This is a genomic window from Streptomyces sp. NPDC058650, assembly GCF_042717315.1.
In the GTDB taxonomy this organism is placed as follows: Bacteria; Actinomycetota; Actinomycetes; order Streptomycetales; family Streptomycetaceae; genus Streptomyces.
Genome location: NZ_JBHXRL010000004.1, coordinates 50702 through 75797, shown reverse-complemented (window position 1 = coordinate 75797; position 25096 = coordinate 50702). Strand labels below are relative to the sequence as shown.

The following is a 25096-nucleotide window of genomic DNA, read 5'->3' as shown; positions in this document are numbered from 1 at the left end:
TTTACTCCGTCCCTTCACCCCGCCCCTTCACCCCGTCCCGTACGCCGCCCACCGTACGAGGCCGAACCCCTCGCCCTCCCTGCGCACTTCGGCGGCACCCGCCCCGCCGAAGTGCGCGGGCACGACCAGCTCCCGCTCGTCGGCGGCCCGTTCGAGGATCCGGCGGCGGCTCACCGCGGCCCCGCCGGCGTCCAGGCAGAAGCAGCTGGCGCAGGACGGTTCGAGGAGCTGTACGGGGCTGTGCACCAGGTCGCCGACGAAGACCGCCCGGTCTCCCCCGGACGCGAGCCGCAGGACCGCCGAACCGGGCGTGTGGCCGGGCGCCGGCTCCAGGGTCAGGTTCCCGTCGATGCGGTGGGCCCCGTCCCACAGCCGGACCTGCCCGGCGCGGTGGACCGGCGCGACGCTGTCCTCGTAGACGAGCCGGTCCTCCTCGTGGCGCCCGTTGCCGTAGCCGTTCTCCGGGCCGTAGTGGAAGTCGTCGGCGGCCGGTACGAGGTACTCGGCGTTCGGGAAGGTCGGCACCCATTCCCCCTGGACGTCCCGCGTGTTCCAGCCGACGTGGTCGGCGTGCAGGTGGGTGTTGACGACGACGTCGACGTCCTCGGGACGGACCCCCGCCCGCTCCAGCCGGCCCAGGAAGTCGCCCTCCTGCCGGTGGAAGTGCGGCGAAAGCGGCCGCTCGCGGCCGTTGCCCACCCCCGTGTCGACCAGAACCGTCCGGCCCCCGCTGCGCAGCACCCAGCTCTGCAGCGCCATGACCGCGCTGTCGCTCTCCGGCGCCCAGTGGTCCGGCGCGAGCCACTCCTCGTTGTCCTTCCACACCTCGGCCCGTACGCCCGGGACGATGCCGCGGGCCGGGCCGAACGGTCCCTGCCACTCGACGACCCGGATGACCTCGACGTCTCCCAGCACGATGCGCTGCGCGCTCTCCGTGTTCATGTCGTCGAGCCTAGGGAGAGGGAATGAGCTTCTCGATGCTTCCTCTGCTCTTCCCCATACGCGTACGGCTCATCCACGAGGGTCTGGCGTCTACGCTGGCGTCATGGACCTGGTGAGCGACGCGATCTCGGCCGTACGCGTCGGGCGGCCCTCCTCCGACCGCGTACGGGTCGGCGGCGTCTGGTGCGCCCGGCTGGACCCGTACGACGGCGCCGGCTTCCACGTCGTCCTGAAGGGCGCCTGCTGGCTGCTGCCCGACGGCGGCGAGCCGGTCGCGCTCGGCGCCGGGGACGCGGTGCTGCTCCCGCACGGTACGGGGCACGTCATCGCCGACTCGCCCGCCGACGCGGCGACCGTGGCACGGGCGGTGCCGTTCGCCCGGTGGGCCGACCGGACCCTGCCGCAGCCTCGCCTGCCCGCGTTCCACGCGCGCGAGCGCGAGGTGGAGATGCTCTGCGGCAAGTACCGGCTCGACCACGGCCGCGCGCACCCGCTCCTCGCCGAGCTCCCCCCGCTCGTCCACCTGCCGAACCGCGTCGGTCACCACCCCGAACTCCGCGCCGCCGTCGACCTCCTCGGCGGCGAGCTCGACGCCCGGCGGCCCGGCTCCTCCGTCGCCCTGCCCAGCCTGCTCGACCTGCTGCTCGTCTACATGATCCGGTCCTGGCTGGCCGAGACCACGGACGAAGCGGCGGGCGGAGCTGCGGGCGGAGCGGCGGGCGGAGCTGGGGGCGGCGGAAGGTGGCCCGCCGCCCTCGGCGACCCCGTGACCGCCGCCGCCCTGCGGGCACTGCACTCCGACCCGGCCGCGCCCTGGACCAACGACCGGCTCGCGGCCGAGGCGGGCGTCTCCCGGCCCACCCTGGCCCGCCGCTTCACCGCGCTGGTCGGCCGGCCCCCGATGGCGTATCTGACGTGGTGGCGGCTGACGCGCGCCGCCGCCCTGCTCCGGGACACCACGGACCCGCTGGCCACAGTCGCCCGCCGCGTCGGCTACGCCAGCCCGTACGCCCTCTCGCACGCCTTCCGCCGGGAGTTCGGCACGACGCCGGGCCAGTACCGGAGCGACCAGGGGGCCGCTACCTCGGGCTGAGCGCCCGCAGGGAGCGGTTGGGCCTTGTCCCGCAGGTCAGTCGGCGGGGCGCTGCGTCAGGTTCTTGAACGCGTCGAGGTTGCGGGTCGACTCGCCGCGCGAGACCCGCCACTCGTACTCGCGCCGGATCGCCGACGCGAACCCCAGCTCCAGGAGCGTGTTGAAGTCGCCGTCCGCCGCTTCGAGGACCGAGCCGAGCAGCCGGTCCAGCTCCTCGGGCGTGACGGCGGAGAGGGGGAGCTTCCCGGCGAGGTAGATGTCGCCGAGGCCGTCGACCGCGTAACTCACCCCGTACAGCTTGAGGTTGCGTTCGAGCAGCCAGCGGTGGACGCCCGGCTCGTTCTCGTCCGGGTGCCGGATGACGAAGGCGTTGAGGGAGAGCGAGTGGCGGCCGGCGCGCAGCGAGAGCGTCGTGAAGAGCTTGCGCGTGCCCGGGAGTTTGACGACGTACGAGCCGGGCTCGGGGGACTCCCACTCCACTTCCGCGTCCTGGAGCGTGGACTCGATGATCCGCCGTACGTCCGCGGCGACGTCACCCTTGGTCACGCCGCTCTTGGTCACGCCGTCCTTGGTCACGTCGCCCTTGGTCACGCTGTCCGCGTCCACGCCGTCCCTGGTCACGTCGTCCCTGGTCACGTCCTCAGCCATGGTGGGAGCGTACGCGACGGCGGTTCTCGCGGACCCGGTGGTCGTGCATGGCGGCCGTGTACACATCGGCCGTGCCCGAGGCCGCCGTGTCCCAGCCGAACGACCCGGCGTGCAGCGCCGCCGCCGCGCCCATCCGGTCCGACAGGCCCGGGTCGGCGACGAACCGGCCGAGCGCGCGGGCGTAGTCCGCCGGGTCGTGCCCCTGGACGAGGAAGCCGGTCACGTCGTCCCGCACGGCGACGGGCAGACCGCCCACCGCCGCCGCGACGACCGGGGTGCCGGCCGCCTGCGCCTCGATGGCGACCAGGCCGAAGGACTCGCTGTACGAGGGCATGACGAGGACGCTGGCCGCGCGGAACCAGTCCGCGAGCCGGTCCTGCCCCACCGGCGGGTGGAAGCGCACGACGTCCGAGATCCCGAGCCGGGCGGCGAGCTTCTGGAGGCCCTCCGGCTTGGCGAGGCCGCTGCCGCTCGGGCCGCCGACGACCGGGACGACCATGCGCGAGCGCAGCGACGGGTCCTGCTCCAGGAGCCGGGCGGCGGCATGCAGCAGGATGTCCGGGGCCTTGAGGGGCTGTATGCGGCCGGCGAAGACCGGGATGAAGGCGTCCTGCGGGAGCCCGAGGCGGGCGCGGGCGGCGGCGCGGCCGTCGGCGGGGCGGAAGTGGTCGAGGTTCACGCCCGGGTGGACGACCGCGATCTTGCCGGGGTCGGCCTCGTAGAACCGGGCGAGCTCGTCGGCCTCCTCGGCCGTGTTGGCGATGAGCCGGTCGGCGGCCGAGACGATCTGCATCTCGCCGATGACGCGGGCCGCGGGCTCGGGTGTGTCGCCCTCGGCGAGCGCCGCGTTCTTGACCTTCGCCATGGTGTGCATCGCGTGGACGAGCGGGACGCCCCAGCGCTCGGCGGCGAGCCAGCCGACGTGGCCGGAGAGCCAGTAGTGGGAGTGGACGAGGTCGTAGTGGCCGGGGCGGTGACCCGCCCACGCCTGCATCACGCCGTGCGTGAAGGCGCAGAGCTGGGCCGGCAGCTCCTCCTTGGCCAGACCCTCGTACGGGCCGGCGTCGACGTGCCGGACGAGGACGCCGGGGGTGAGCTCGACGACCGGCGGGAGGCCGCCGGTGGTGGCCCGGGTGAAGATCTCCACCTCGATGTCGATGGCGGCGAGGCGCCTGGCCAGCTCGACGATGTAGACGTTCATGCCGCCCGCGTCACCCGTGCCCGGCTGGTGCAGCGGGGAGGTGTGGACGCTGAGCATGGCGATCCGGCGCGGGGTGCGGTTCCGGCCGGGGAGCCGGAGCCGGGTCGGCGCCTGGTGCCGGTGCCGGGCACCGGCGAACCGGGACACGTACTGGCTCACGTCGGCGGTCCTTCCGCTCGGGGGAACTGCGCTGCGTCGGGCATGACAGCTGAAGGGCGGGTGACGCCCTTCAGCCCCGACAACAGCGGAATGCTCCCTTTCATTTCCGGCGGCCCGGGCGCTTTGCCAATTCATTACCGGTCGAGAACAGTGAGGAGCGGTCGCGGAACGGCCGCCGAACGGTCACACCTGGTCGCGACCGGTCCGCCGTACCCCACCCCTTACGCTCGTGTCATGGCCCCGCGCACCACCCGCCCCGTCGGCACACCGACCCGCGGGACCACCAACCCCAACCGTCTGCGCCGCATGGACCGCTGGATCGCCGCCGTCCACGGCCCCGCCCTGCGCCGCTCCCCCGAGCCGCCGCTCGCGGTCGACCTCGGATACGGGGCCGCCCCCTGGACCGCCGTCGAGCTCCTCGCCCGGCTGCGCACCGCCGAGCCCCGCACCCGGCTCTACGGCATCGAGATCGAGCCCGCCCGCGTCGAGGCCGCGAAGCCGTACGAGCACGAGGGCATCTCCTTCCTGCACGGCGGCTTCGAGGTGCCGGTGCCCGGCACGGTCGCCCTGATCCGGGCGGCGAACGTGCTGCGCCAGTACGACGAGGAGCAGGTCGCGGCCGTGTGGGCCCGGCTGTGCGGGCGGCTCGCGCCCGGAGGGCTGCTCGTCGAGGGCACCTGCGACGAGATCGGGCGGCGGCACGTGTGGGTGGCCCTCGACCGGAGCGGTCCGCGCACGGTGACCTTCGCGACCCGGCTCGGCTCGCTGGAGCGGCCCTCGGATCTGGCGGAGCGGCTCCCGAAGGCGCTCATCCACCGCAACGTACCGGGCGAGCCGGTGCACGCCTTCCTCCGGGACTTCGACCGGGCGTGGGCGGCGGCCGCCCCGTACGCCTCGCTGGGCGCGCGGCAGCGCTGGATCCGCTCCGTACGCGAACTGGCGGCGGACTGGCCGCTGACGGACGGTCCGCGGCGGTGGCGGCAGGGCGAGGTGACGGTGCGGTGGGAGGCGCTGGCGCCACGGCGCTGACGATGCCCGGGCCCTGCCGGCCCTCCCCTTCCCCGGGCGCTTTCCCCAACTCCCGCTGAATTTCGCGTACGTCGGGAACGCCACCCGCGCATCACTCGTCCCCTTGAGGAGGACCGGCCCGACAGGCCCAGGTTTCCCCTGTTGTTTTCCGGTCTCGCATGGCACTATCGCCAAGGTCACCGCTAAGTTACTGACGGTAAATCAGATAGAGACGCGGGCCGTTTACGAGGGGGAGCTTGTGAACCGACGTCGCCACACCACCGCCGCGATCACCGTGATCTGCGCCCTGGCGGTGCTGGCCTCACCCGCGCTGACCCTCCAGGCCGCCGCCGCGCCGCTGCCCCCTCCCCTGCCGAAGAAGAGCCTGGAGGAGGTACGCAAGGAGATAGACGGCCTGTACCGGCAGGCCGCCGTCGCCACCGACGCGTACAACCTCGCCGAGGAGAACACCAAGGAGCAGTCCGCCGAGATCGTCCGGCTCGCCCGGATGATCGTCGAGGGCCGCGAGAAGGTCGAGGACCTCAAGGCGAAGGCGGGCGCCGCCGCCCGCGCCCAGTACCGCAACGGCGGGCTCCCGGAAGGCGCGCAGCTCGTCCTCACCGACGACCCGCAGCTCTTCCTCGACTCCGCGGGACGGCTCAAGGCCGGGGCGAAGGCCACCACGGACCTCCTCGGCGAGATGACCCGCACCCAGGCCGAATTGGGCCTCTACGCCAAGGACGCCGGCGACAACTGGACCAAGCTGGAGGCCCACCGGGTCAAGCAGGCCCAGGCGAAGAAGGAGATCAACGACAAGATCGCCGCGGCCAAGAAGCTGGAGTCCGCACTCGCCGCCGAGGAGCGCGAGCGACTGCGCCGCCTTGAGGAGCAGGCGCAGTACCGGGCCCAGACGACGTGGCTCGACACCGGCATCCTCGGCGACCTCAAGACCGGGGCGACCGCGCAGGGCAAGACGGCGGTGCAGTTCGCGACGGCGCAGATCGGCAAGCCGTACGTGTGGGGGGCGGAGGGCCCGGACTCGTTCGACTGCTCCGGCCTGACCCAGCTGGCCTGGGCCAAGGCGGGGCTCCCGATCCCGCGCACCTCGCAGGAGCAGTGGAGGCTGCTGCCGCGCGTGGACATCAAGGACATGCGCCCGGGCGACCTGATCGTCTACTTCAAGGACGCGAGCCACATCGGGATGTACATCGGCAAGGGCGCGATGGTGCACGCGCCGCGCCCGGGCCGGAACGTGACGATCGCGGGGGCGGGCTCGATGGAGATCCTGGGAGTCGTCCGACCGGGGTAGCGCGGGCCGAGGCAGTCACGGGCCGGGGTGGCAGCCGGCCGGGGCCGCATTCCGGCGGGACCCGGCAGGATTCCGGCGGCGTTCCGGCGGCGTTCCGGCGCGAGCCCAGCCGCATTCCCGTGGGGTTCCGGCGGGATTCCGGCCCTCTGTGACCGGATTCATCCGCCCGACCTGACGGACGTCCCGCACCCGGCGTGACCTTTCTCATTGCCGCCGGGCCCCTCCCACGGCCCCCGCGCCCCTTCCCACGACAACTACCTCCCCTTCCGCGGCATATGCCAAGCCCGGGGAGGCCACTCCCCCACTGATCACCATTCCGTTGCGCACCGACCTACCGCTAGGGTCCGGGACGGGCGGGGCGCCACCCGGCGCCCTGCGCACCCTCGGGGGGAGGGAAGGAAGCTCCGGACCGATGCCCGTATCCGTACCGCGTCAGAGAATCGTCTCTGCTGCCGCGGGACCCGGCGACGCCACCGCTATGGACGCCACCGTTATGACAGGCACAGGCACAGGAACCGACCGCGATCGCACCGATCTCACTCTCCTGGTCGTCGAGGACGACCCGGCGGGTGCCCTCGCCGTACCCGAACTGCTCGACGCGGCGGACGCCTCCGGGACGCGCGTACGCATCCGTACCGCCCGCAACCTCACCGAGGCCGAGCGGCTCCTGACCGACGACGTCCACTGTGTCCTCGTCGACCTCTCGCTGCCCGGCCCCCGCGCCGCCGCGGGGGACGACCCGCTCGCGCCGCTCCGGCACATCCTGCGCCTCGCGCCGCGCCACGCCGTCCTCGCCCTCGCGGCCTCGGCGGACGCGGAGCTGGCGGCCGAGGCGGTACGGGTCGGGGCCCAGGACCACCTCTTCCGCGAGGAGCTCGACGGGCGGCTGCTCACCCGGGCCATCCGGTACGCGGTCGAGCGCAAGCGCGCCGACGCCGTCCAGGTGAAGCTGGCCGAGTCCCGGCTGCGGGCCCAGGAGAACGCCCGCCTGGAGCGCGGGCTGCTCCCGACCCCGCTCCTGGAGGGCTCGGACCTGCGGTTCGCGGCCCGCTACCGGCCCGGCCGCTCCCGCGCGCTGCTCGGCGGCGACTTCTACGACACCGTCCGCACGCCCGACGGCACCGTCCACGCCATGATCGGCGACGTCTGCGGTCACGGCCCCGACGAGGCAGCCCTCGGGGTCGAGCTGCGGATCGCGTGGCGGGCGCTGACCTTCGCGGGGCTGTGCGGGGACGAGCTGCTCTCGACGATGCAGCAGGTCCTGGAGCACGAGCGGGAGAGCGAGGAGATCTTCGCGACCCTCTGCACCGTCGACATCGCACCCGACGGGCGCCGGGCGGGCCTCTGCCTCGCCGGCCACCCGTCACCGCTGATCGCCCGGCAGGGACGGGCGGCCCGGCTGCTCCCGTACGAGGACGGCGGCCCGGCCCTGGGGCTGCTGCCGCGCGCCCGCTGGCCGCGCCGCCAGGTGGAGCTGGGCGGGGCGTGGAGCCTGCTCATGTACACGGACGGACTGATCGAGGGCCGCTCGGCCGGCCCCGGCTCGCCGCGGCTCGGCCAGGACGGGATGGTCCAGATGATCAACCGGCAGCTGGCCGAGGGCCTGCGGGGCGAGGAGCTCCTGGAGGCGGCCGTGACGGAGGTGCGGTCGCTGAACGGCGGCGAGCTGACGGACGACGTAGCCGTCCTGGCCCTGGAACGGGACAGGGCCCGGGGATAACCCCAGGCCCTGCCCCGCAGAAATCTCCTGCGCTCCGCTATCGGCCGCCGTTGTAGGGGCCGTACGGTCCGTCGCTGCTGGAGCCGCCGCCACGGTGGCCCCGGCCTCCGCCGGAGACCTGCGCGAGCGCGGGGCGCACGTCCACCATGAAGACGATGGCGGCGATGACCCCGGCGATCTGCAGGAACAGCATCGGCACCAGCAGGTTCAGGGCGAGGTTGATGCCCAGGATGATCAGCCAGAACTTCTTCGTCTGCTTCTCGGCGGCGCGGTAGGCGTCCTCGCGCGCCATGGCGGCGAAGACGAGCGCGGCCACGGCGAAGCCGGTGAAGATCAGGAAGATCACCAGGGTGAGAAGGGAGTCGAATCCCGCGCGCAACATACTGAGCACCGCCTAGTGGTGATGTGGAGAAAGCGCCTCGCGGTCAAGGTACCCGTTACAACGCGTCGGCTACCCGTATTGGTGCCCGCCCTCTCCCCTCCTCCCTGAGTCCCTCACTCCTTCGCTCCTTCACTCCTTCTCGGCGGCGACCGTCGTCTTCTTGGCGGAGGCCTTGCGAGCGGTGGTCTTCCTGGCGGGCGCCTTCTCGGCCTCGGCCTCGGTCTCGGCCTCGGCGACCGGCTCGTCCGCTGACGGCTCGTCCGCCACGGGCGTCTCGTCCGACACCGGCTCGACGACGATGGCGATCTCCGTGATCTGCTCGGCGGCCTCGCCACGCCAGGCCTTGACGGCCTCCTCGCCGTGGGCGGCGACCTCCTCGTACTTCTCGCGCGCCTTGACCGCGTACTCGGCGGCGACGCCCACGCCGCGGAGGGCGAGGTCCTGGGCGGTCTCACCGAGCTTCTTGAGGTCCGTGTCGAGACCGCCGACGACGTCGGCGAACTTCGACTGCACGGTGACCTGGGCCTCCTTGGCCTGCGCGGTCACCTTCTCCTGCACGGCCTTCGGGTCGGTCTTCCGCACGGCCTCGATACGGGCGGGCGCCTCGGCGGCGATCTGCTCGATCAGGCCGGGGACCTTCTTGGCCTGCCGCACGGCGAGGTCGGCGGTGCCGGCGGCGAAGTAGAGAGGGGTACGCAGTTCGTCGATGATGGCCATGCTGGTGGTCCTCCCGGGTGTGACGTACGTACTAACGCGAAGGCGATTCGGCATCGGGTGCGGCGGCGGCCGGAACCTCGGCTCCGGCGGCCTTGGCGGCTGCCTCGGCCTCGGCGAGGTTCTCCTTGCGGAACGAGTCGTAGATCTGGAGCAGCACCTGCTTCTGCCGCTCGTTGATCGAGGGATCGGCCAGGATGACGGCGCGCGTCTCCAGCTCCTCCCGCTCCTTCTCGTCGAGGATCCCGGCCCGCACGTAGAGCGTCTCGGCGGAGATCCGCAGCGCCTTGGCGACCTGCTGCAACACCTCCGCGCTGGGCTTGCGCAGCCCGCGCTCGATCTGACTCAGGTACGGATTCGACACGCCGGCGGCGTCGGCGAGCTGCCGCAGGGACAGCTGCGCGGTCCTCCGCTGCTCGCGGAGGTACTCACCGAGATTGCCGACGTTGAGCGATGCCATGCCCCCGACCATGCCAGCCTCTGCTAACTATTGCAAGCAGGCGCTTGCAATAGTGTCGCGCGGCGTGGGCGTCAGTCAGTCGTCGAGGGCCTGGTAGAGCGTGGTCCAGAAGTCGTGGATGAGGCGCGCGGAGTCGGGGGTGGACATCCCCACCTGGGTGAGCAGGATTCCGGTGAGCCCGTTTTCCGGGTCGGCGTAGGCCGTGGTGCCCGTACCGCCGTCCCAGCCGAACTGGCCGACGGGCGCGTAGTCGCCGCGGTGGGTGCGGACCGCCATCCCGAAGCCCCAGCCGCCGTGCTGCCCTTGGCCGACGGTGACGTGGGCGATGTTCCCGTACATGGCGTCGCGGGCGGCTTGCTGCGCGGGCGCGAGGCGGTTCGTGGTCATCAGCTCGACAGCCGGTCGGGAGAGGATCCGTTCGCCGCCGTGCATGCCGTGGTTCAGCAGCATCCGGAAGTAGGCGTGGTAGTCGTCGACGGTGGAGACCAGCCCGCCGCCGGCGCCCTGGAACGCCGGAGGCCGGCTGGTCCTTCCGCCCTCCGCTTCGTCCCACACGAGGAACTCGCCGGTCTGCGGGTCCGGTCCGTAGAGGGGCGGCAGCCGGTCGATCTTGTCGGCGGGTACGTGGAATCCGGTGTCCTTCATCCCCAGCGGATCGAGGACGCGCTCGCGCAGGAACGTCTCCAGCGGCCGGCCCGCGACCCTGGCGACCAGCACGCCCAGCACCTCGTTGCTCAGGTCGTACTGCCACCGTTCTCCGGGCTGGTACGACAGGGGCAGCTCGCCGAGGCGGCGCATCCACTCGTCCGGCTCGGGCGCCGGGCCGGACGCCACGCTGTAGTCGGTCCGCTCGAAGGTCGCGGCCCTGATCGGGGAGTCCAGCAACGCGAAGTCCACGCCGAGCCCGAAGGTGGAGGTCAGCAGGTCCCGTACGGTGATCGGCCGCCGCGCCGGCACGGTGTCGTCCAGCGGGCCGTCGGGCCGTGTCAGCACCCGCCGGCCGGCGAGTTCGGGCAGCCACGGATCCACCGGCTCGTCCAGGCGCAACCTGCACTCGTCGAGCAGGATCATCGCCGCCGCCGTCGTGACCGGCTTGGTCGTGGACGCCATCCGGAAGATCGTGTCCCGGCGCATCGGCGCGCCACCGTCATGGCGCATCGTCCCGACCGCTTCGACATGCGTCCGGCCGCCGCGGCTGACCAGGGCGACCAGCCCGGGAATCCGCTTCGACTCGACGTGCCGTTCCAGCACCTCGCGCAGGCGCCGCAGCCCTGCCTCGGAGAAGCCGCCGTTGCTCGTGTACGTCGCGCTCGTCGCGCTCGTCGTGCTCGTGCTCGTCGTGCTCGTGCTCATCGTGAAGCTCCTTGCCCACAGCGTTCGATCCCCTGGAAGCCCCCTTCGCGGCGGCCGTGCGGCGAGCGTGCACCTTGACCCGAGGTCAAGGTCAACCGCTGTCGCGGCAGGGGGTGATGGGCGGGAACAGGCGCGCTACCCTCGCCCCTGTGATCGTCACCTTCCGCCCGCACCACGACGTCCGTGCCGTCGCCGACGCTCCGAAGGGGCGCTGAGCCGATGGCAGACGGACTCACGATCGGTCAGGCGGCGGCGTTCGTCGGCGTCACGATCAAGACCGTGCGGCACTATCACCGGCTCGGCCTGGTCGCCGAGCCGGAGCGTGACGGTTCCGGCTACCGGCGTTACGGGTCGGCCGACCTGCTCCGGCTGGTCCAGGTCCGGACCCTGGCCGGGGCCGGTGTGCCGCTGGCCGAGATCGGCGACCTGCTCGACGCCGATCCCGAGCGGTTCGCCGTCGCCCTGGACGACGTCCGGCGTCGGCTCACCGAACAGATCGAGGAGCTGACCGCGCGGCGCGACACCCTGCACCGACTCACCCACGGAGACCGGGCTCTGCTGCCCGACCGGGCCTGTGCGGTCCTGGACCGTCTCGCCGACCTCGGCTTCACCGCCGACTACGTGGCCGCTCAACGGGAAGCCCTGGTGCTGACCCGGGCGCTGGTTCCGGGGATCTTCGACAGCTTCCTGACCCGGCTCGAAGGCTCGCTCGACGATCCCGAGTCCGTCGAGCTGACCAAGCGCGGCGTGGACGCGAGGGCCTGGGACGCGGACGACCCGCGGATCGAGGAGCTGGCGTCCGCACTGGCCGACAAGCTGCTGGCCGACCGCGCGCTGCTGGCGATGCCGACCGGGTTCCGGCGCCAGTCCGACGCGGCTTCCCGGTACGGAGTGGTCAACCACCACCGGGAAGGCCAGGAGCCGTCCATCGCCCGGCTGAACGCGTTGGTCGAGGCGCACCTGCGCGCGGCCGGCATCGACGTCCCGCGTCAGTGACGGCCGCCGAAGCCGCCGAAGCCGCCGAAGCCGCCGAGGCCACCGGGACCGCCGAGGCCACCAAGGCCGCCGGGACCGCCGAAGCCACCGGGTCCGCCACGGCCGCCGGGTCCGCCACGGCCGCCGAAACCGCTGGTCAGGTGCCGTGTCGGCGTCGCGTGCGATGCTGGGGAACGTGAGGCTGGAGGATCTGGTGCGGTTGCGGCGCGCGCGGGACGTGATGGACCGCGACTACGCGCTGCCGCTCGACGTACCGGCGCTGGCCAGGGTCGCGCTGATGTCGGCCGGGCACTTCTCCCGCAGTTTCCGCGCCGCCTACGGCGAGACGCCGCACAGCTACCTCATGACCCGGCGCGTCGAGCGGGCGAAGGCGCTGCTGCGGCGCGGCGACCTGAGCGTGACCGAGGTCTGCTTCGCGGTCGGCTGCACCTCGCTCGGGTCGTTCAGCTCGCGCTTCACGGAGCTGGTGGGCGAGACCCCGAGCGCGTACCGGGCCCGGCGTCACGAGGCGGGAGCCGTGATCCCGGCGTGCGTGGCGAAGGTCCTCACGCGCCCGACCAGGAACGACTGACGGCGGACGGAGCGGCCGCCGAAGCGGTCACGATCGGAGAAGCGGATTCCGGATCACCGCCGTAGCGTCGAAGCCATGAACGTCAAACTCTCGCAGTGCTTCATCGCCGTCGACGACCACGACAAGGCGCTCGCCTTCTACCGCGACGCCCTCGGCCTGGAGGTCCGCAACGACGTCGGTTTCGAGGGGATGCGCTGGGTGACCGTCGGTTCGCCCGCGCAGCCGGACGTGGAGATCGTCCTCGAACCGCCGCTCGCCGACCCCAACGCCTCGGCCGCCGACCGCCAGGCCATGGCGGAGCTGCTGGCCAAGGGCATGCTGCGCGGCGTGATCTTCTCCACCGACGACGTCGACGCCACCTTCGAGCACGTCCGGGCGGCCGGCGGCGAGGTGCTTCAGGAGCCGGTCGACCAGCCGTACGGCGTCCGCGACTGCGCCTTCCGCGACCCGGCGGGCAACATGCTCCGGTTCTCCCAGCCCCGCCACGCCAACTGACCCACCGTCCCCTCCCTCCGCTCCTTCATGGCAGCATGCCCTGAGGTCAACAGGGAGGGTACGCATGACAGTTGAGACGCACACCCCGGATACGGCGGGCCCCCGGCGCCGCGCGGACGTCCTCGACGAGACGGCGACGCGCCCGGGGCCGCGCCGCTTCAGCGGCCCCGCGACCGGGGACGAGCGGCGGATGCTCGTCGGGTTCCTGGCGGACCAGCGCGCGACCCTGGTGCTGAAGTGCGCGGGCCTCACGGACGACCTGGCCGACCGCGCCGTCGCCCCGTCCACGCTCTCCCTCCTCGGCCTGGTCCGGCACCTCGCCGACGTCGAACGCCGCTGGTTCCGCGGGGTCCTCGCCGGTCAGGCCGATGCGGCGCCGCTCTTCTCCTCCCCCACCGACCCGGACGGGGACTTCGACGGCGCGACCCCCGACGCGGCGGCCGTCACGGCGGCCTGGGACGCCTGGCACGCGGCCGTCGCCTTCGCCGAACGCTTCACGGCCGAGGCCCCCGACCTCGACGTCTCGGCCCACGACTCCTGGCGCGGAACGGTCTCGCTGCGCTGGGTCCTCATCCACATGATCGAGGAGTACGCCCGCCACAACGGCCACGCCGACCTCCTCCGCGAACGCATCGACGGCACGACCGGCATGTGAGCGGCGCTCACCCCGCCCAGTCGACGAGCGCCGCGTAGTCGGCGTCGCCGAGCCCGCGCCGGGGGTCCACCCGGTGGAGGAGCGCCCGTCCGGGATGGCGGCCGGCGACCCACGCCCGGTCGACGGCCCCGATCTCGTCGTCCACCCAGGCGAACGACCGCCCCGCCGCCCACGCCACCAGCGCCGGCGCCTTCCAGTGGAGTCCCGGCACCCGCTCCTCCTCCCCGGGGCCGTCCGGCCAGGGGACGAGCGGCAGATCGGGCAGCCCGAGGCGCGGGGCCACCCAGGCGTTGGCGTCCTCCTCCCAGGTCGTCGCCCACACCAGCTCGTACGGGAGCGCCGCGAGCCGTGTCCCTTGCGCGGGGTCGAGCCGTGCGAGGAGCGGGCTGACGGACGGGGGCGGCGCGGGCGGATACGTCGGGTGCGGCCGTTCCCGTACGCCGAACGGGATCAGCGGCCCGTCCATGTCCAGGAAGAGCAGGGGCCTGGTCACACCCCCATCGTGCCCGGCCGGGCCTGCCCCCACCAGAACCTCGTCCGCTTCCTTACCATCCGCGACGGATCGACTTTCGTTACCCTGGCAGACATGACAGCCATGGCGCCCACCCGCACCGAGCCCGACCTCTCCTACCTCCTCGACCACACCAGTCACGTCCTGCGCAGCCGCATGACCGCCGAACTCGGCGAGATCGGGCTCACCCCCCGCATGCACTGCGTCCTCGTCCACGCCCTGGAGGAGGAGCGCACGCAGGCGCAGCTCGCCGAGATCGGGGACATGGACAAGACCACGATGGTGGTCACCGTCGACGCCCTGGAGAAGGCCGGCCTGGCCGAGCGGCAGCCGTCGAGCACCGACCGGCGGGCACGGATCATCGCCGTCACCGAGGAGGGGGCGAAGGTCGCCCAGCAGAGCCAGAAGATCGTCGACGGGGTCCACGAGAAGGCCCTGGCCTCCCTCCCCGACGAGGAGCGCGAGGTCCTGCTGCGTGCACTGAACCGCCTGGTCACCGGCCACCTGGAGACCCCCGCCGAGGGCCCGAAGGCGGCTCGCCGCGCACGGCAGCGCGCCTGACCCGGCCAACTCCTCCCGTAAAAAATAGTCTGCAACAAAACCATCTGCTAATGTCTCTCCTGTTGCCTCCACCGAACAGGGAACAGGAGAGAGAGCTCATGTCCGCGCCTGCCAGCACCCGCCCCAGCACCTCCCGCGCCAGCACCTCCCGCCGGCTCGCCCTCGGCGTCCTCGCCACGAGCATGCTGATGACGGTCCTCGACGGCAGCATCGTCACCGTCGCGATGCCCGCCATCCAGAGCGACCTCGGCTTCACCCCGGTCGGCCTCAGCTGGGTCGTCAACGCCTACCTCATCGCGTTCGGCTCGCTCCTCCTCCTCGCCGGCCGCCTCGGCGACCTCATCGGCCGCAAGCGGATGTTCCTCCTCGGCACGGGCCTCTTCACCGCCGCCTCGCTCCTCGCCGGCGCCGCCACCTCCCCCGAGGTCCTGATCGCCGCCCGCTTCCTCCAGGGCGTCGGCAGCGCGATGTCCGCCGCCGTCAGCCTCGGCATCCTCGTCACCCTCTTCGCCGAACCCCGCGAACGCGCCAAGGCCATCGCCGTGTTCAGCTTCACCGGCGCCGCCGGCGCCTCCCTCGGCCAGGTCCTGGGCGGAGTCCTCACCGACGCCCTCGCCTGGAACTGGATCTTCTTCATCAATCTCCCCATCGGCATCGCCGCCCTCCTCCTCGCCCTCCCCGCCCTGCCCTCCGACCGCGGCCTCGGCCTGAAGGCCGGCGCGGACGTCATCGGCGCGCTGCTCGTCACCTCCGGCCTGATGACCGGGATCTACGCCGTCGTCACCATCGAGGAGTACGGAGCCGGTTCGGCGCACACCCTCGGCTTCGGCGCCCTCGCCGTCGCCCTCCTGGCTGGCTTCCTCGTCCGCCAGACGAAGGCCGCCAACCCGCTCATGCCCCTGCGGATCTTCCGCTCCCGCAGCGTCTCCGGCGCCAACCTGGTCCAGATGCTGATGGTCGCCGCGCTCTTCTCCTTCCAGATCCTCGTCGCCCTCTACCTGCAGAAGGTCCGCGGCTACGGCGCCGCCGAGACCGGCCTCGCGATGCTGCCCGCCGCCGCCGTCATCGGCGTCGTCTCCCTCGGCGTCTCGGCCCGCCTCATCGCCCGCTTCGGCGAGCGGAACATCCTCCTCACCGGCCTCCTCCTGCTCGTCGGCGTCCTCGGCCTGCTGACCCGCCTCCCCGTCGAGGCCGACTACGCCACCGACCTGCTCCCCGTGATGCTGCTCGCCGCCGGCTTCGGCCTCGCGCTCCCCGCCCTCACCTCGCTCGCCATGTCCGGCGCCGAGGAGAAGGACGCGGGCCTGGCCTCCGGCCTCTTCAACACCACCCAGCAGATCGGCATGGCCCTCGGCATCGCGGTCCTCTCCACCCTCGCCGCCTCCCGCACCGAGTCCCTCACGGAGGCCGGCCGGTCCACCGCCGAGGCCCTGACCGGCGGCTACCACCTGGCCTTCGCCGTCGGCACCGCCCTGGTCCTCGCCGCTCTGGCCGTCGCCTTCACCGTCCTGCGTCCCGCACGGAACCAGCCGGAAGCCCCGGTGGGCTCGAAGGAGGACGCGGAGGAGGACTCGAAGGACGCGCGGCCCGCCCTCGTCACGCTGTGACAATGGCGCCATGAGAGCCGACCGCCTCGTCGCCGCCCTGCTCTTCCTCCAGACCAGGCAACGCGTCACCGCCGCCGAACTCGCCGCAGAACTGGGCGTGTCCGAAAGGACCGCCCGCCGGGACCTCGAAGCGCTCGCGAGCGCCGGGGTCCCGGTCCGTTCCCAGGCGGGCGTGGGCGGCGGTTGGTCGTTGGTCGGCGGAGCCCGTACCGATCTGACCGGCCTCACCGCCCCCGAGGTCCGCGCCCTGTTCCTCCTGATCGACAAGACGCCCCCGAGCCCGCAGACCCGGACCGCCCTGCGCAAGCTCGTACGGGCCCTCCCCGCGCCCCTCCGCGCGGGCGCCGAGGCCGCCGCCCGCGCCGGGACCGCCGACGGCACCGACTGGGCCGGCGCCCCCGTCTCGGTCCCGGAGGAGCCCCGACTGGCCGCTCTCCAGCAGGCCGTGGTCGAGGAGCGCGAACTCACGATCGGGTACGCCCGCCCGGGCCGGGAGCCGAGCGAACGGACCGTCCACCCGCTCGGGATCGCCACGAAGACCGGCGTCCACTACCTCGTCGCCGGTACGGAGCACGGCCCGCGCGTCTTCCGGGTCGGCCGGATCACCTCCGTGACCGAGACGGGCGCCCCCGCCGTCCGCCCCGAGGGCTTCGACCTCCCCACCGCCTGGCGCGCGCTCGCCGCCCGCATGGAAGGCCGCATGGTCGCCGCGACGGTCCGGGGCAGGGCGGCCCCGGGCACGGAGTCCGTCCTCGAAGGCCTCGTCGAAGGGCGGATACGGTACGGGGAACGCGCCCCGGACGGCTGGACGTCCATCGAGATCGACGGGCCGTCACCCGAGGTCGTCGCCGCCCGACTCGCGGGCCTGGGAGCCCGCGTGGAGCTCCTCGACCCACCCGGGGCCCGCGCGGCACTCGCCCGCATCGGCGCCGAACTCAGCGCGCTGTACGCGAAGCGGACACCGGATTCCGCGGCACCGACCCCGCCCCCGGCACCGGCCCCGCCCCCAGGCACGCCGGAAGCTCCTCCGCGTGCACCAGCGCCAGCCGCGACACGGCCCGGGTGAGCACCACGTACAACCGGTTCGTCCCGCGCGCCTCGGCCGCCACGATCGCGGCCGGTTCGACCACGACGACGTGGTCGAACTCCAGGCCCTTGACGGCCGTCGCGGGCAGCACGGTCACCCGCTCGCCCGCGCCCGCCCCCGCCCCCGCCCCGCAGCCGCGCACCGCCTCCTCCACCTCCCCCACGAGACCGTCGGCAGTGATCACCCCCACCGAGCCCTCCGCCGCGAGCGCGGCGCGCACGGCCCGGCGGGTCGCGGCGGGGAGGTCCGACGTCTCCGTCGCCCGGTGGACCGTCACCTCGCCGTCCGTTCGGACCGACCGGCCCGCCGGCACGTCCGCGCCCAGGTGCGGCAGGAGCCGGTTGGCGAGGTCCACGATCGCCGCGGGCACGCGGTAGCCGAGGGTCAGCGGCACCACCGGCGCCTCGGCCCTGCCCAGGTGGGCCAGTTGCTCGCGCCAGTCGCGGGCCGCCCACGGGGTGGTGCCCTGGGCGAGGTCCCCGAGGACGGTGAGCGAACCGAAGGCGGTCCGGCGGGCGATCGCCCTGCACTGCATGGGCGAGAGGTCCTGGGCCTCGTCGACGACGACGTGGCCGTAGCTCTCGGGGCGCTCGATCAGGCCCGCCAGCTCGTCGAGGAGGACGAGATCGGCGGCGGTCCACCGCGCCGAGCGGTACGAACGCGGCGGCCGGGTCCAGCGGATCGCCGCCGACTGGCCCTCCGTCAGCCCGCCGCCCGCCGACTCGCCCCCCGCCAGCCCGCCCCCCGCCGACTGGCCCTCCGTCGGCCCGCCGCCGGAAGCCGGGGCCCCCACCGCGTCCGGGTCCGTCAGTACCTCCGCGAGCACCTCCTCCGGTGTCGTCCTCGGCCAGCACGCGTCGAGGAAGGCGGTCACCTCCCTGGCCCGTTCGACGCGCCGCACCCAGGCCGCGCCCACCGCCCCCGACCGGCGTTCGGCCCGGAGTTGGAGGGCCCTGACGACCCGGGCGCGGACCCGCTCGCGCCCCGTGGCGTAGGGCGGCGCCTCCTCCCGTACCGCCGCGACGATCGCGGCGAGCTCGGCGGCCGGCAGCCGCCAGTGGTACGAGCCGTCGGGGACGGCCAGGTCGCCCGGCGGGACCGGGTCGACCCTGCCGTACAGCGCGCGGTGCAGCACCCCCGCCATGCGGGCGTCGTGCTTGACCCGGGCCGCCGCCTCCCCGTCCTCGGCCCGGACGGGGTGGCGGGCGAGCTCCTCGTCGAGCGTGGCCTGCCGGACGCCGGTCTCGCCGAGCGAGGGCAGCACCTCGGCGATGTACGACAGGAAGGCCCGGTGCGGGCCGAGGACGAGCAGGCCGGAGCGGCGGATCCGCTGCGGATGGCTGTAGAGGAGGTACGCGGCCCGGTGCAGGCCGACGGCGGTCTTGCCGGTGCCGGGCGCGCCCTGCACGCAGAGCGAGGCGGCCGGGTCGGAGCGTACGAGGTCGTCCTGTTCGGGCTGGATGGTGGCGGCGATGTCCCGCATGGGGCCGACCCGGGGTCGCTCGATCTCCCCGGCGACGAGCGCGCTCACCGCCTCCCCCGCCCCGCCGTCCGCGAGGCGTTCGTCCTCCAGGGCGGTGAGGTCCTCCGTGGCGCCCCGGCTGTGCGGGGCCCAGCCGAAGCGGCGGCGCCGGAGGACGCCCTGCGGGTCGTGGGCGCCGGCCTGGTAGTAGGCGCGGGAGACGGGGGCGCGCCAGTCGACGACGAGCGGCGGGGCGGCGGGGTCCTCGGCGATCCGGCGGCGGCCGATGTGGTGGGTCTGGCCGTCCTCGCGGTCGAGGCGTCCGAAGAACAGCGGGCCCGGGGGCTGTTCGCCCATCTCCTTGGCGCGGCTGCGGAGGTGGAAGCCGAGGGCCTCGGCGTCGGCGCCGGACGCGGCGACGTCCTCGCCGGTCACGACCTGTTCGGAGACGTCCGCGGCCATCCGGGTCAGGGCGGCGCGGCAGGCGTCGTGGTGGGCGCGTTCGCGGGCGAGCTCAAGGTCCAGTGACGTCATTCCGACAAGGCTAACGGAAAACGTTACCGGGTTACATTTTTTACTCGCCTACCCCTGCGCCGAAGGTCAGTACGGAAGGCCCTCCCGCAGCGCCCGGAACGCCCGCCCGGCCGCCGCCACCGCGTCCGCCTCCACCTCACCGGCCGTCTCGCCGCCCGCGATCCGGGCCGCGTTCTCCTCGGCGAGGACCCGCAGCACGGCCACGATCTGCCCGGCCGCGATCCGCGCGTCCAGCGGATCGCCGCCGAGCGCGTCCGCGAGGGCCGCCTCCGACCGCGCCCGGTACGCGTGGAGGCGCGCGACCAGGGCCGGAGTGCCGTACAGGAGCCGGTGGTACGCGAGCACGGCCGGGTGGTCGCAGAGACCGGTCACCGGGTCCCGCCGGCCGAGCCCGTCGAGCACGTGCGCGTACAGCGCGTCGAGCGGCGCGGCACCGGCCGGGCGCCCCGCCACCACCCGCGCGGCCTCGTCCTCGTGGTCCGCGAACCGGTGGAGGACGAGGTCCTCCTTGGCCGGGAAGTACCGGAAGAGGGTCGGCTTCGACACCTCGGCGGCGGCGGCCACCTCCGCGACCGAGACCGCGTCGAAGCCCTTCTCCAGGAAGAGCGCGACGGCGGCGTCCGACAGGGCCTGCCGGGTGCGCTCCTTCTTCCGTTCGCGCAGCCCGGGGACGGGAGCGGCGGAATCCGGGGCGCCGGAGCCGGGAGTGCCGGCGGAGCCCGGGGCGGCGGCGCCGGTGCCCCGGCTCATGACGCGCGCCCGTCCACCAGCACCGCGACCCCGTCCAGGATCCGGTCGAGGCCGAAGCGGAACTCGGCCTCGGGCTCGTCCGCGACGTCCAGCGCGCCCGAGTCCAGCAACCGCCCCACCGCCGGGTACTTCTCCGGGTCGGCGAGCCGCCTCAGCGTGCGGCCGTAGCGGGCGATGACCTCGTCCGGACGGGCGCCGCCCGCGGCCATCGCGGCGGCGAGGTCGGCGGTCATCAGGGCCTCGTTCTTCACGAATCCGGCGACGAGCAGGGTCACCGAGATCTTGGCGCCCTCGTCGAGGCCGGTGTCCTCCATGGCGACGAGGGCCTTCTCCCACCAGGCGACCATGTGCGGGGTCGCGGGCGGGCCGAAGACGGGGACCCGCAGCATCCAGAGGTTGCGGTGGTAGACCTCGCGCATCGCCCAGGCCCAGGCCCCCATCGCCTCGCGCCAGCCCGTGCCGGGCGGGAAGAGCTCGGGCGGGGCGCCGGTCGCGGTCTCCTGCATGAGGACGTACAGCTCGCTCTTGGCGGAGACGTACCGGTAGAGCGACATGGGCGAGACGCCGAGCTCCTTGGCGACCCGGCCCATGGAGACGGCGTCGAGCCCCTCGGCCGAGGCGAGGGAGACGGCCGCGCCGACGATCCGGTCCAGCGTCAGACCGGGCTTGGGCCCCTTCGAGGGGCGCTCCCGCAGCCCCCAGGCCGCCTCGATGCTCGGCGGCAGGAAGGTCCCGCCGTCGTCCGCGCCGTTACCGCCGTCGTCGCCCGCCATGACCCGCCGCCTCCGCACCTCGCACTCGTCCCGCACTTGACGCCCATCCTAGTAATGCGTAACCCTTACGCAGTAACGCGTATGCCATACGCAGTACGCGGCGCCGTTCACGGCACCTCGCCGCGACCGCATGAGCCCAGGGAGCACGCCATGCCACCTCCGGCCGTCGAAGCCACCGGCCTGACCAAGACCTACGGAGGCGTACGCGTCCTCGACGCGCTCGACCTCCACGTCGCGGCCGGCACGGTCTTCGCCCTCCTCGGCCCCAACGGCGCCGGGAAGACCACCACCGTCCGCATCCTCGCCACCCTCACCGCGCCCGACGCCGGCCACGCGCGCGTGGCCGGGCACGACGTCGTCACCGCGCGCTCCCGGGTCCGCCGCGCGATCAGCCTCACCGGACAGTTCGCCGCCGTCGACGAGACCCAGACCGGCGCCGAGAACCTGTGGACGGCGGCCCGGCTCTCCGGCCTCTCCCGGCCCGCCGCCGCGCGCCGCGCCACCGAACTCCTCGAACGCTTCGGCCTCGCCGCCGCCGGCGACCGGCTGACCAGGACGTACTCGGGCGGCATGCGCCGCCGCCTCGACCTGGCCGCCGGACTCGTCCGCGACCCCGGCGCGACCCGCGTGATGTTCCTCGACGAACCGACCACCGGCCTCGACCCGCGCAGCCGGCAGGAACTGTGGGCGGTGGTCCGCGAACTCTCCGCGAGCGGTACGACGGTCTTCCTGACCACCCAGTACCTGGAGGAGGCCGACCGGCTCGCCGACCGCATCACCGTCCTCGGCAACGGCCGCACCCTCGCCGAAGGCACCCCCACCGAACTCAAGGCCCGGTACGCCGCCCACCGCCTCGACCTCGTCGCGTACGACCAGGAGAGCTACCTACGGCTCGCCGCCCAAGCCGCCCAAGCCGCCGGGGCCACCCGAGCCGCCGGGCCCGCGCGTGCCGTCCACACCGCGCACCCGGCGACCCCCACGGCGACCCACGACGCCGCGACCCTCGACCCCGCGACCCGCACGCTCGGCGTCCCCACCGACGGCAGCGCCGTCCACGTCCGCGAACTGCTCGACGCACTCGACCCCGAGCGCCGGGACATCGCCCGCTTCGCCCTGCACACGGCCACGCTCGACGACGTCTTCCTGACCCTCACCGCCGACGACGACAAGGAGCCCAGCCATGTCTGACAGCCTCACCGGCGGCCTCACCGCCGCGAGCACCCTCGCCGGGCGCGGCCTCCGCCTCAGCCGCCGCAACCTCGACGCCGTCATCACCTCGATGATGATGCCGATCATGCTGATGCTCGTCTTCGTCTACTTCTTCGGCGGAGCCATCGACACCGGCACCCGGTACGTCACCTACGTCGTCCCCGGCGTGCTCGTCCTCTGCGCCGGATTCGGTGCGGCGGGCACCGCCGTCACCGTCAGCGAGGACATGCGGAGGGGGGTCGTCGACCGGTTCCGCACGCTCGACATCGGCGGAACGCCGTTCCTCGCCGGGCACGTCGCGGCCACCGTCACCCGCAACGCGCTCGCCACCACCCTCGTCCTCGGCGCGGCCTTCCTCATCGGCTTCCGCCCGACCGGCACACCGGGCGGCTGGCTCGCGGCGATCGGACTGCTGCTCGCCTGGATCACCGCCGTCTCCTGGCTGTCGGCGGCCCTCGGACTCGTCACCAGGACGGCGGAGGCCGCCGGCGCGATCACGTTCTTCATGATGTTCCTGCCGTACCCGAGCAGCGCGTTCGTGCCGATCGACACCATGCCGAGCTGGCTGCACGGCTTCGCCGAGCACCAGCCGGTGACCCCGCTCATCGAGTCGATGCGCGGCCTGCTCCTCGACCGACCGGTCGGCGACGCCCCATGGGTGGCGCTGGGCTGGTGCGCGGCCCTGCTCACCCTGGCGCTCGCCGCCTCCGGCTTCCTCTTCCGCCTCCGGACCCGCTGAGGTCAGAAGATGTCGGGCGAGAACGGCCGCAGCGGCGTACGGAACAGCAGGTCGGCACGGGCGGCCGCGCCCGGCGTGAGCTCCTCGACGCGCCCCAGCCGGGCCAGCCGTACCGCCGACTCGTCGCCGAACGCCAGTGTCCCCAACTCCGCGATGTCGAAAGCGAGATCGGCGGAGCCGGCGGACTCGGCGGTACGGACACAGGCCGCGCCCGCCGGGGAGGCGTCGAGGCGGTAGCGCCCGCCCGCCAGACCGTCCGCGTCCCGCAGGTCGAGGACGAGACTCCCCTCCACCGGATACGTCCGGCTCTCCAGGACCCGGACGACGTCGAGGACCCGGACCCACAGCATGTCGGCGTACGTCAGCGTCTTCGCCGCGCGCGGGTCCGGCAGGAGCAACGGCAGCAGATCGTCGGGCGCCCGGTAACCGGAGCGGACCGTGGTGATCCAGTCGATCGAGCAGACGTACTGCCAGAGGGCCCGCTCGGCAGCCGGGGTGACGGCGATCAGGTCCCGTACGGACGCGGTGTTCACGGGCTGCTTGGCGTCGTCCCACTTGTCGTCGGCGGTGTAGGCGGCGAACCCCTCCACCTCGCCGGACGCGGAGCGGTAGACCGCGTAGAACGGCTCCTTCCACGGGTCGAGCTGGTACCCGAGACCGGTGCCGAGCTCCCAGTCGCGCGTGCTGCGGTCGGTGACCCCGGCGCGGACGCCGGCGAGCCGGCGGTGCACTTCGGGACCGATCTTGCGGATCTCCTCGCCGTCGGCCAGGTCGATCCGGCCGCCGTCCTCCGGGCGCCCCGTGCGCCGCGGGTCGAGCCCGGCCCGCCGTACGTCGACGCTCCACTCGGTGCACCAGCTGGCCGGGCCGAAGCCGTACCGCCCGTAGATCGGGTACTCGGCGGCGATCAGCGTCGCGATCGCGTCGCCCCGCTCCTTCGCGGCGGCGAGGTCGGCGCGCATCATGCGGCTCAGCAGCCCCTGGCGCCGGTGCGTCGGGGAGACGGTGACCTGGGTGATGGCGTCGGCGGTGAGGCTGCCGCCGCCGACCGTGCTGACCTCCTGCCGGAACGACCGGAGGGTACCGACGATCCGGTCGCGGTCGAAGGCCCCCAGCGTCCGCGCGAGGTCGGAGTTCGCGAGGCGGTCGGCGACCAGGGCGTCGGGGACGCCGGGCGGCCGGAGGAACCCCGTCTGCAGGGCGAGGAGCCAGCCGGGGAAGTCGGATTCCGTCACCGCGCGCACGTCGACACTCATTCCCCGACCCTACGCAGCGCCGCCCCGGCACCGCACGCGGGTTTCCCCGACACCCGCCGCCCTTCACGACCGGGGGCCACCCGCCGCCCCTCAGGCCGGCCCTCCACCGCCCTCAGGACCGGCCATCCGTCGCCCCTCAGGACCAGCCATCCACCGCCGCCAAAACCGGGCCACCCGCCGCCCCTCAGGCCAGCAGGTCGTCGACCTGTGCCTCGCCCTCGCGGTAGCGGCGGGCGATCTCCCCGCTGCAGTCGTCGGCGGTCCGCTGGAGGCCCTGCCGCCGGAGCGAGATCTGCTGCTCGTACCCCGCGAGCCGCCCCATCGCCGCGTGCAGTTCCTCGTCCGTACGGGCCGTCAGGTCCGACAGCTCGACCTCCGACAGCATCTCGGACGCCAGCCGCCGGTACTCCTCGCCGCGCGGAGTCGACAGCGTCACGTGCCGCGCCGAGGTCCGGTGGCGCGAGGGCACGTCGGCGAGGATCTCGGAGAGCCGGTCGAGGACCGGGGCCTCCGGGTCGGTCCGCCGCGCCAGCTCGGCCCGCAGGATGTCGATCCGGCCCTGGAGCATCCGACGTACGTAGCTCAGGTCGGCCTCGTCGCTCTGCGCCTCCCGGCGCAGCGCGCGCAGCTCGGGCAGCCGCAGCGCGCCGAGGTCCGACTGCGCCCGGTCCGTCAGGGCCGGCTCTACGGTCCGCTGCACGGGCGGACGCGCGATCGGGCTTCCGCCCATGCCTCCTCCAGGGCTTCGTCCCGCACTTCCGGCGCGGAACAGCGGTACGGGGCCGGACGGCGTCGGCCCGGTGCCAGGTGCACTCATGAGAATCGTCCCCTCGACCGGTGCGGAGCCGCACCGCCTGACAGGCATCGTGCCACTCCCACCCGTGCACGTGCAGGCGCTCTG

At 73.6% G+C, this 25096-nt stretch carries 25 protein-coding genes and 1 pseudogene; 13 read left to right on the top strand and 13 right to left on the bottom strand.

Going from position 1 to position 25096, the window contains the following annotated elements:
- Window positions 1-27: 27 nt before the first annotated feature.
- On the bottom strand, window positions 28-942 hold the full coding sequence (locus ACFWWU_RS08520) for an MBL fold metallo-hydrolase (RefSeq protein ID WP_384140895.1): 915 nt from the start codon (window positions 940-942) through the stop codon (window positions 28-30).
- A 103-nt stretch (window positions 943-1045) separates the two neighbouring features.
- Here ACFWWU_RS08520 and ACFWWU_RS08515 point away from each other — a divergent pair, with 103 nt between their 5' ends.
- A complete protein-coding gene (locus tag ACFWWU_RS08515) occupies window positions 1046-2035 on the top strand; it encodes an AraC family transcriptional regulator (RefSeq protein ID WP_384140892.1) in 990 nt (329 codons plus the stop codon).
- A 36-nt stretch (window positions 2036-2071) separates the two neighbouring features.
- Here the strand turns inward: ACFWWU_RS08515 and ACFWWU_RS08510 are convergent, their stop codons facing one another.
- Window positions 2072-2683 (bottom strand): YbjN domain-containing protein, encoded by a 612-nt coding sequence (locus ACFWWU_RS08510; RefSeq protein WP_384140889.1) that lies wholly within the window; start codon window positions 2681-2683, stop codon window positions 2072-2074.
- Complete coding sequence (gene mshA / locus ACFWWU_RS08505) at window positions 2676-4043, bottom strand: D-inositol-3-phosphate glycosyltransferase (RefSeq protein WP_384140886.1); 1368 nt, start codon at window positions 4041-4043, stop codon at window positions 2676-2678. The genes ACFWWU_RS08510 and mshA overlap by 8 nt, the downstream gene beginning before the upstream one ends.
- 234 nt (window positions 4044-4277) lie before the next feature.
- Here mshA and ACFWWU_RS08500 point away from each other — a divergent pair, with 234 nt between their 5' ends.
- The 3 genes from ACFWWU_RS08500 to ACFWWU_RS08490 all read left to right on the top strand — a co-directional run bounded on the left by ACFWWU_RS08500 (window position 4278) and on the right by ACFWWU_RS08490 (window position 8080).
- Entirely contained in the window at window positions 4278-5072 is a 795-nt protein-coding gene (locus tag ACFWWU_RS08500) for a class I SAM-dependent methyltransferase (RefSeq protein WP_384140883.1), read from the top strand.
- Between the two features lie 238 nt (window positions 5073-5310).
- A complete protein-coding gene (locus ACFWWU_RS08495) occupies window positions 5311-6360 on the top strand; it encodes an NlpC/P60 family protein (protein ID WP_384140880.1) in 1050 nt (349 codons plus the stop codon).
- Between the two features lie 478 nt (window positions 6361-6838).
- On the top strand, window positions 6839-8080 hold the full coding sequence (locus ACFWWU_RS08490; protein ID WP_384140877.1) for a PP2C family protein-serine/threonine phosphatase: 1242 nt from the start codon (window positions 6839-6841) through the stop codon (window positions 8078-8080).
- A 37-nt stretch (window positions 8081-8117) separates the two neighbouring features.
- Here the strand turns inward: ACFWWU_RS08490 and ACFWWU_RS08485 are convergent, their stop codons facing one another.
- The 4 genes from ACFWWU_RS08485 to ACFWWU_RS08470 form a co-directional block, all read right to left on the bottom strand.
- The gene (locus ACFWWU_RS08485; RefSeq protein ID WP_384140874.1) at window positions 8118-8462 is read right to left on the bottom strand and encodes a DUF2516 family protein; all 345 of its coding nucleotides are present in this window, start codon (window positions 8460-8462) and stop codon (window positions 8118-8120) included.
- Window positions 8463-8591: 129 nt separating this feature from the next.
- Entirely contained in the window at window positions 8592-9179 is a 588-nt protein-coding gene (locus ACFWWU_RS08480; protein WP_384140871.1) for a hypothetical protein, read from the bottom strand.
- Window positions 9180-9210: 31 nt separating this feature from the next.
- Window positions 9211-9636, bottom strand: a complete 426-nt coding sequence (locus tag ACFWWU_RS08475) for a helix-turn-helix domain-containing protein (RefSeq protein ID WP_384140868.1) — start codon at window positions 9634-9636, stop codon at window positions 9211-9213.
- A gap of 75 nt (window positions 9637-9711) precedes the next feature.
- Window positions 9712-10989, bottom strand: coding sequence for a serine hydrolase domain-containing protein (locus ACFWWU_RS08470; RefSeq protein WP_384140865.1), 1278 nt, complete (start codon window positions 10987-10989; stop codon window positions 9712-9714).
- Between the two features lie 219 nt (window positions 10990-11208).
- On the opposite strand from ACFWWU_RS08470, the gene ACFWWU_RS08465 reads away from it, so the two are divergent.
- The 4 genes from ACFWWU_RS08465 to ACFWWU_RS08450 all read left to right on the top strand — a co-directional run bounded on the left by ACFWWU_RS08465 (window position 11209) and on the right by ACFWWU_RS08450 (window position 13706).
- Window positions 11209-11985, top strand: coding sequence for a MerR family transcriptional regulator (locus tag ACFWWU_RS08465; protein ID WP_384140862.1), 777 nt, complete (start codon window positions 11209-11211; stop codon window positions 11983-11985).
- A gap of 175 nt (window positions 11986-12160) precedes the next feature.
- Entirely contained in the window at window positions 12161-12556 is a 396-nt protein-coding gene (locus ACFWWU_RS08460; RefSeq protein WP_384140859.1) for a helix-turn-helix transcriptional regulator, read from the top strand.
- Between the two features lie 75 nt (window positions 12557-12631).
- Window positions 12632-13051, top strand: coding sequence for a VOC family protein (locus ACFWWU_RS08455; RefSeq protein ID WP_384140856.1), 420 nt, complete (start codon window positions 12632-12634; stop codon window positions 13049-13051).
- Between the two features lie 64 nt (window positions 13052-13115).
- The gene (locus tag ACFWWU_RS08450) at window positions 13116-13706 is read left to right on the top strand and encodes a DinB family protein (protein ID WP_384140853.1); all 591 of its coding nucleotides are present in this window, start codon (window positions 13116-13118) and stop codon (window positions 13704-13706) included.
- Between the two features lie 7 nt (window positions 13707-13713).
- On the opposite strand, the gene ACFWWU_RS08445 is transcribed toward ACFWWU_RS08450, so the two are convergent.
- Window positions 13714-14172: a hypothetical protein gene (locus ACFWWU_RS08445; protein WP_384141865.1), complete on the bottom strand. Its 459-nt coding sequence runs from the start codon at window positions 14170-14172 to the stop codon at window positions 13714-13716.
- A 120-nt stretch (window positions 14173-14292) separates the two neighbouring features.
- On the opposite strand from ACFWWU_RS08445, the gene ACFWWU_RS08440 reads away from it, so the two are divergent.
- From ACFWWU_RS08440 to ACFWWU_RS08430, 3 genes and pseudogenes are all read left to right on the top strand, one after another.
- Window positions 14293-14778 (top strand): MarR family winged helix-turn-helix transcriptional regulator, encoded by a 486-nt coding sequence (locus tag ACFWWU_RS08440; RefSeq protein ID WP_384140850.1) that lies wholly within the window; start codon window positions 14293-14295, stop codon window positions 14776-14778.
- A 98-nt stretch (window positions 14779-14876) separates the two neighbouring features.
- On the top strand, window positions 14877-16385 hold the full coding sequence (locus tag ACFWWU_RS08435; protein WP_384140847.1) for an MFS transporter: 1509 nt from the start codon (window positions 14877-14879) through the stop codon (window positions 16383-16385).
- A 10-nt stretch (window positions 16386-16395) separates the two neighbouring features.
- Window positions 16396-17307 (top strand): annotated as a pseudogene (locus tag ACFWWU_RS08430) (helix-turn-helix transcriptional regulator); the annotation flags it as partial.
- A gap of 13 nt (window positions 17308-17320) precedes the next feature.
- Here ACFWWU_RS08430 and ACFWWU_RS08425 read toward each other — a convergent pair.
- The 3 genes from ACFWWU_RS08425 to ACFWWU_RS08415 all read right to left on the bottom strand — a co-directional run bounded on the left by ACFWWU_RS08425 (window position 17321) and on the right by ACFWWU_RS08415 (window position 20991).
- A complete protein-coding gene (locus ACFWWU_RS08425; RefSeq protein WP_384140844.1) occupies window positions 17321-19468 on the bottom strand; it encodes a HelD family protein in 2148 nt (715 codons plus the stop codon).
- Between the two features lie 66 nt (window positions 19469-19534).
- On the bottom strand, window positions 19535-20218 hold the full coding sequence (locus ACFWWU_RS08420) for a TetR/AcrR family transcriptional regulator (protein ID WP_384140841.1): 684 nt from the start codon (window positions 20216-20218) through the stop codon (window positions 19535-19537).
- Entirely contained in the window at window positions 20215-20991 is a 777-nt protein-coding gene (locus ACFWWU_RS08415; protein ID WP_384140838.1) for a TetR/AcrR family transcriptional regulator, read from the bottom strand. Before ACFWWU_RS08415 ends, ACFWWU_RS08420 begins: the two co-directional genes overlap by 4 nt.
- Window positions 20992-21141: 150 nt before the next feature.
- Between ACFWWU_RS08415 and ACFWWU_RS08410 the strand changes: the two genes are divergently transcribed.
- Together ACFWWU_RS08410 and ACFWWU_RS08405 are read left to right on the top strand one after the other, a co-directional pair.
- Window positions 21142-22179 (top strand): ABC transporter ATP-binding protein, encoded by a 1038-nt coding sequence (locus ACFWWU_RS08410; protein WP_384140835.1) that lies wholly within the window; start codon window positions 21142-21144, stop codon window positions 22177-22179.
- Window positions 22172-22939 carry an ABC transporter permease gene (locus tag ACFWWU_RS08405; RefSeq protein WP_384140832.1) on the top strand — a complete coding sequence of 256 codons (768 nt, stop codon included), beginning with the start codon at window positions 22172-22174 and terminating at the stop codon, window positions 22937-22939. Before ACFWWU_RS08410 ends, ACFWWU_RS08405 begins: the two co-directional genes overlap by 8 nt.
- 2 nt (window positions 22940-22941) lie before the next feature.
- Here the strand turns inward: ACFWWU_RS08405 and ACFWWU_RS08400 are convergent, their stop codons facing one another.
- Window positions 22942-24195 (bottom strand): GNAT family N-acetyltransferase, encoded by a 1254-nt coding sequence (locus tag ACFWWU_RS08400; RefSeq protein WP_384140829.1) that lies wholly within the window; start codon window positions 24193-24195, stop codon window positions 22942-22944.
- A gap of 184 nt (window positions 24196-24379) precedes the next feature.
- Window positions 24380-25012 carry an ABC transporter substrate-binding protein gene (locus ACFWWU_RS08395; protein ID WP_384140826.1) on the bottom strand — a complete coding sequence of 211 codons (633 nt, stop codon included), beginning with the start codon at window positions 25010-25012 and terminating at the stop codon, window positions 24380-24382.
- Window positions 25013-25096 lie beyond the last annotated feature (84 nt).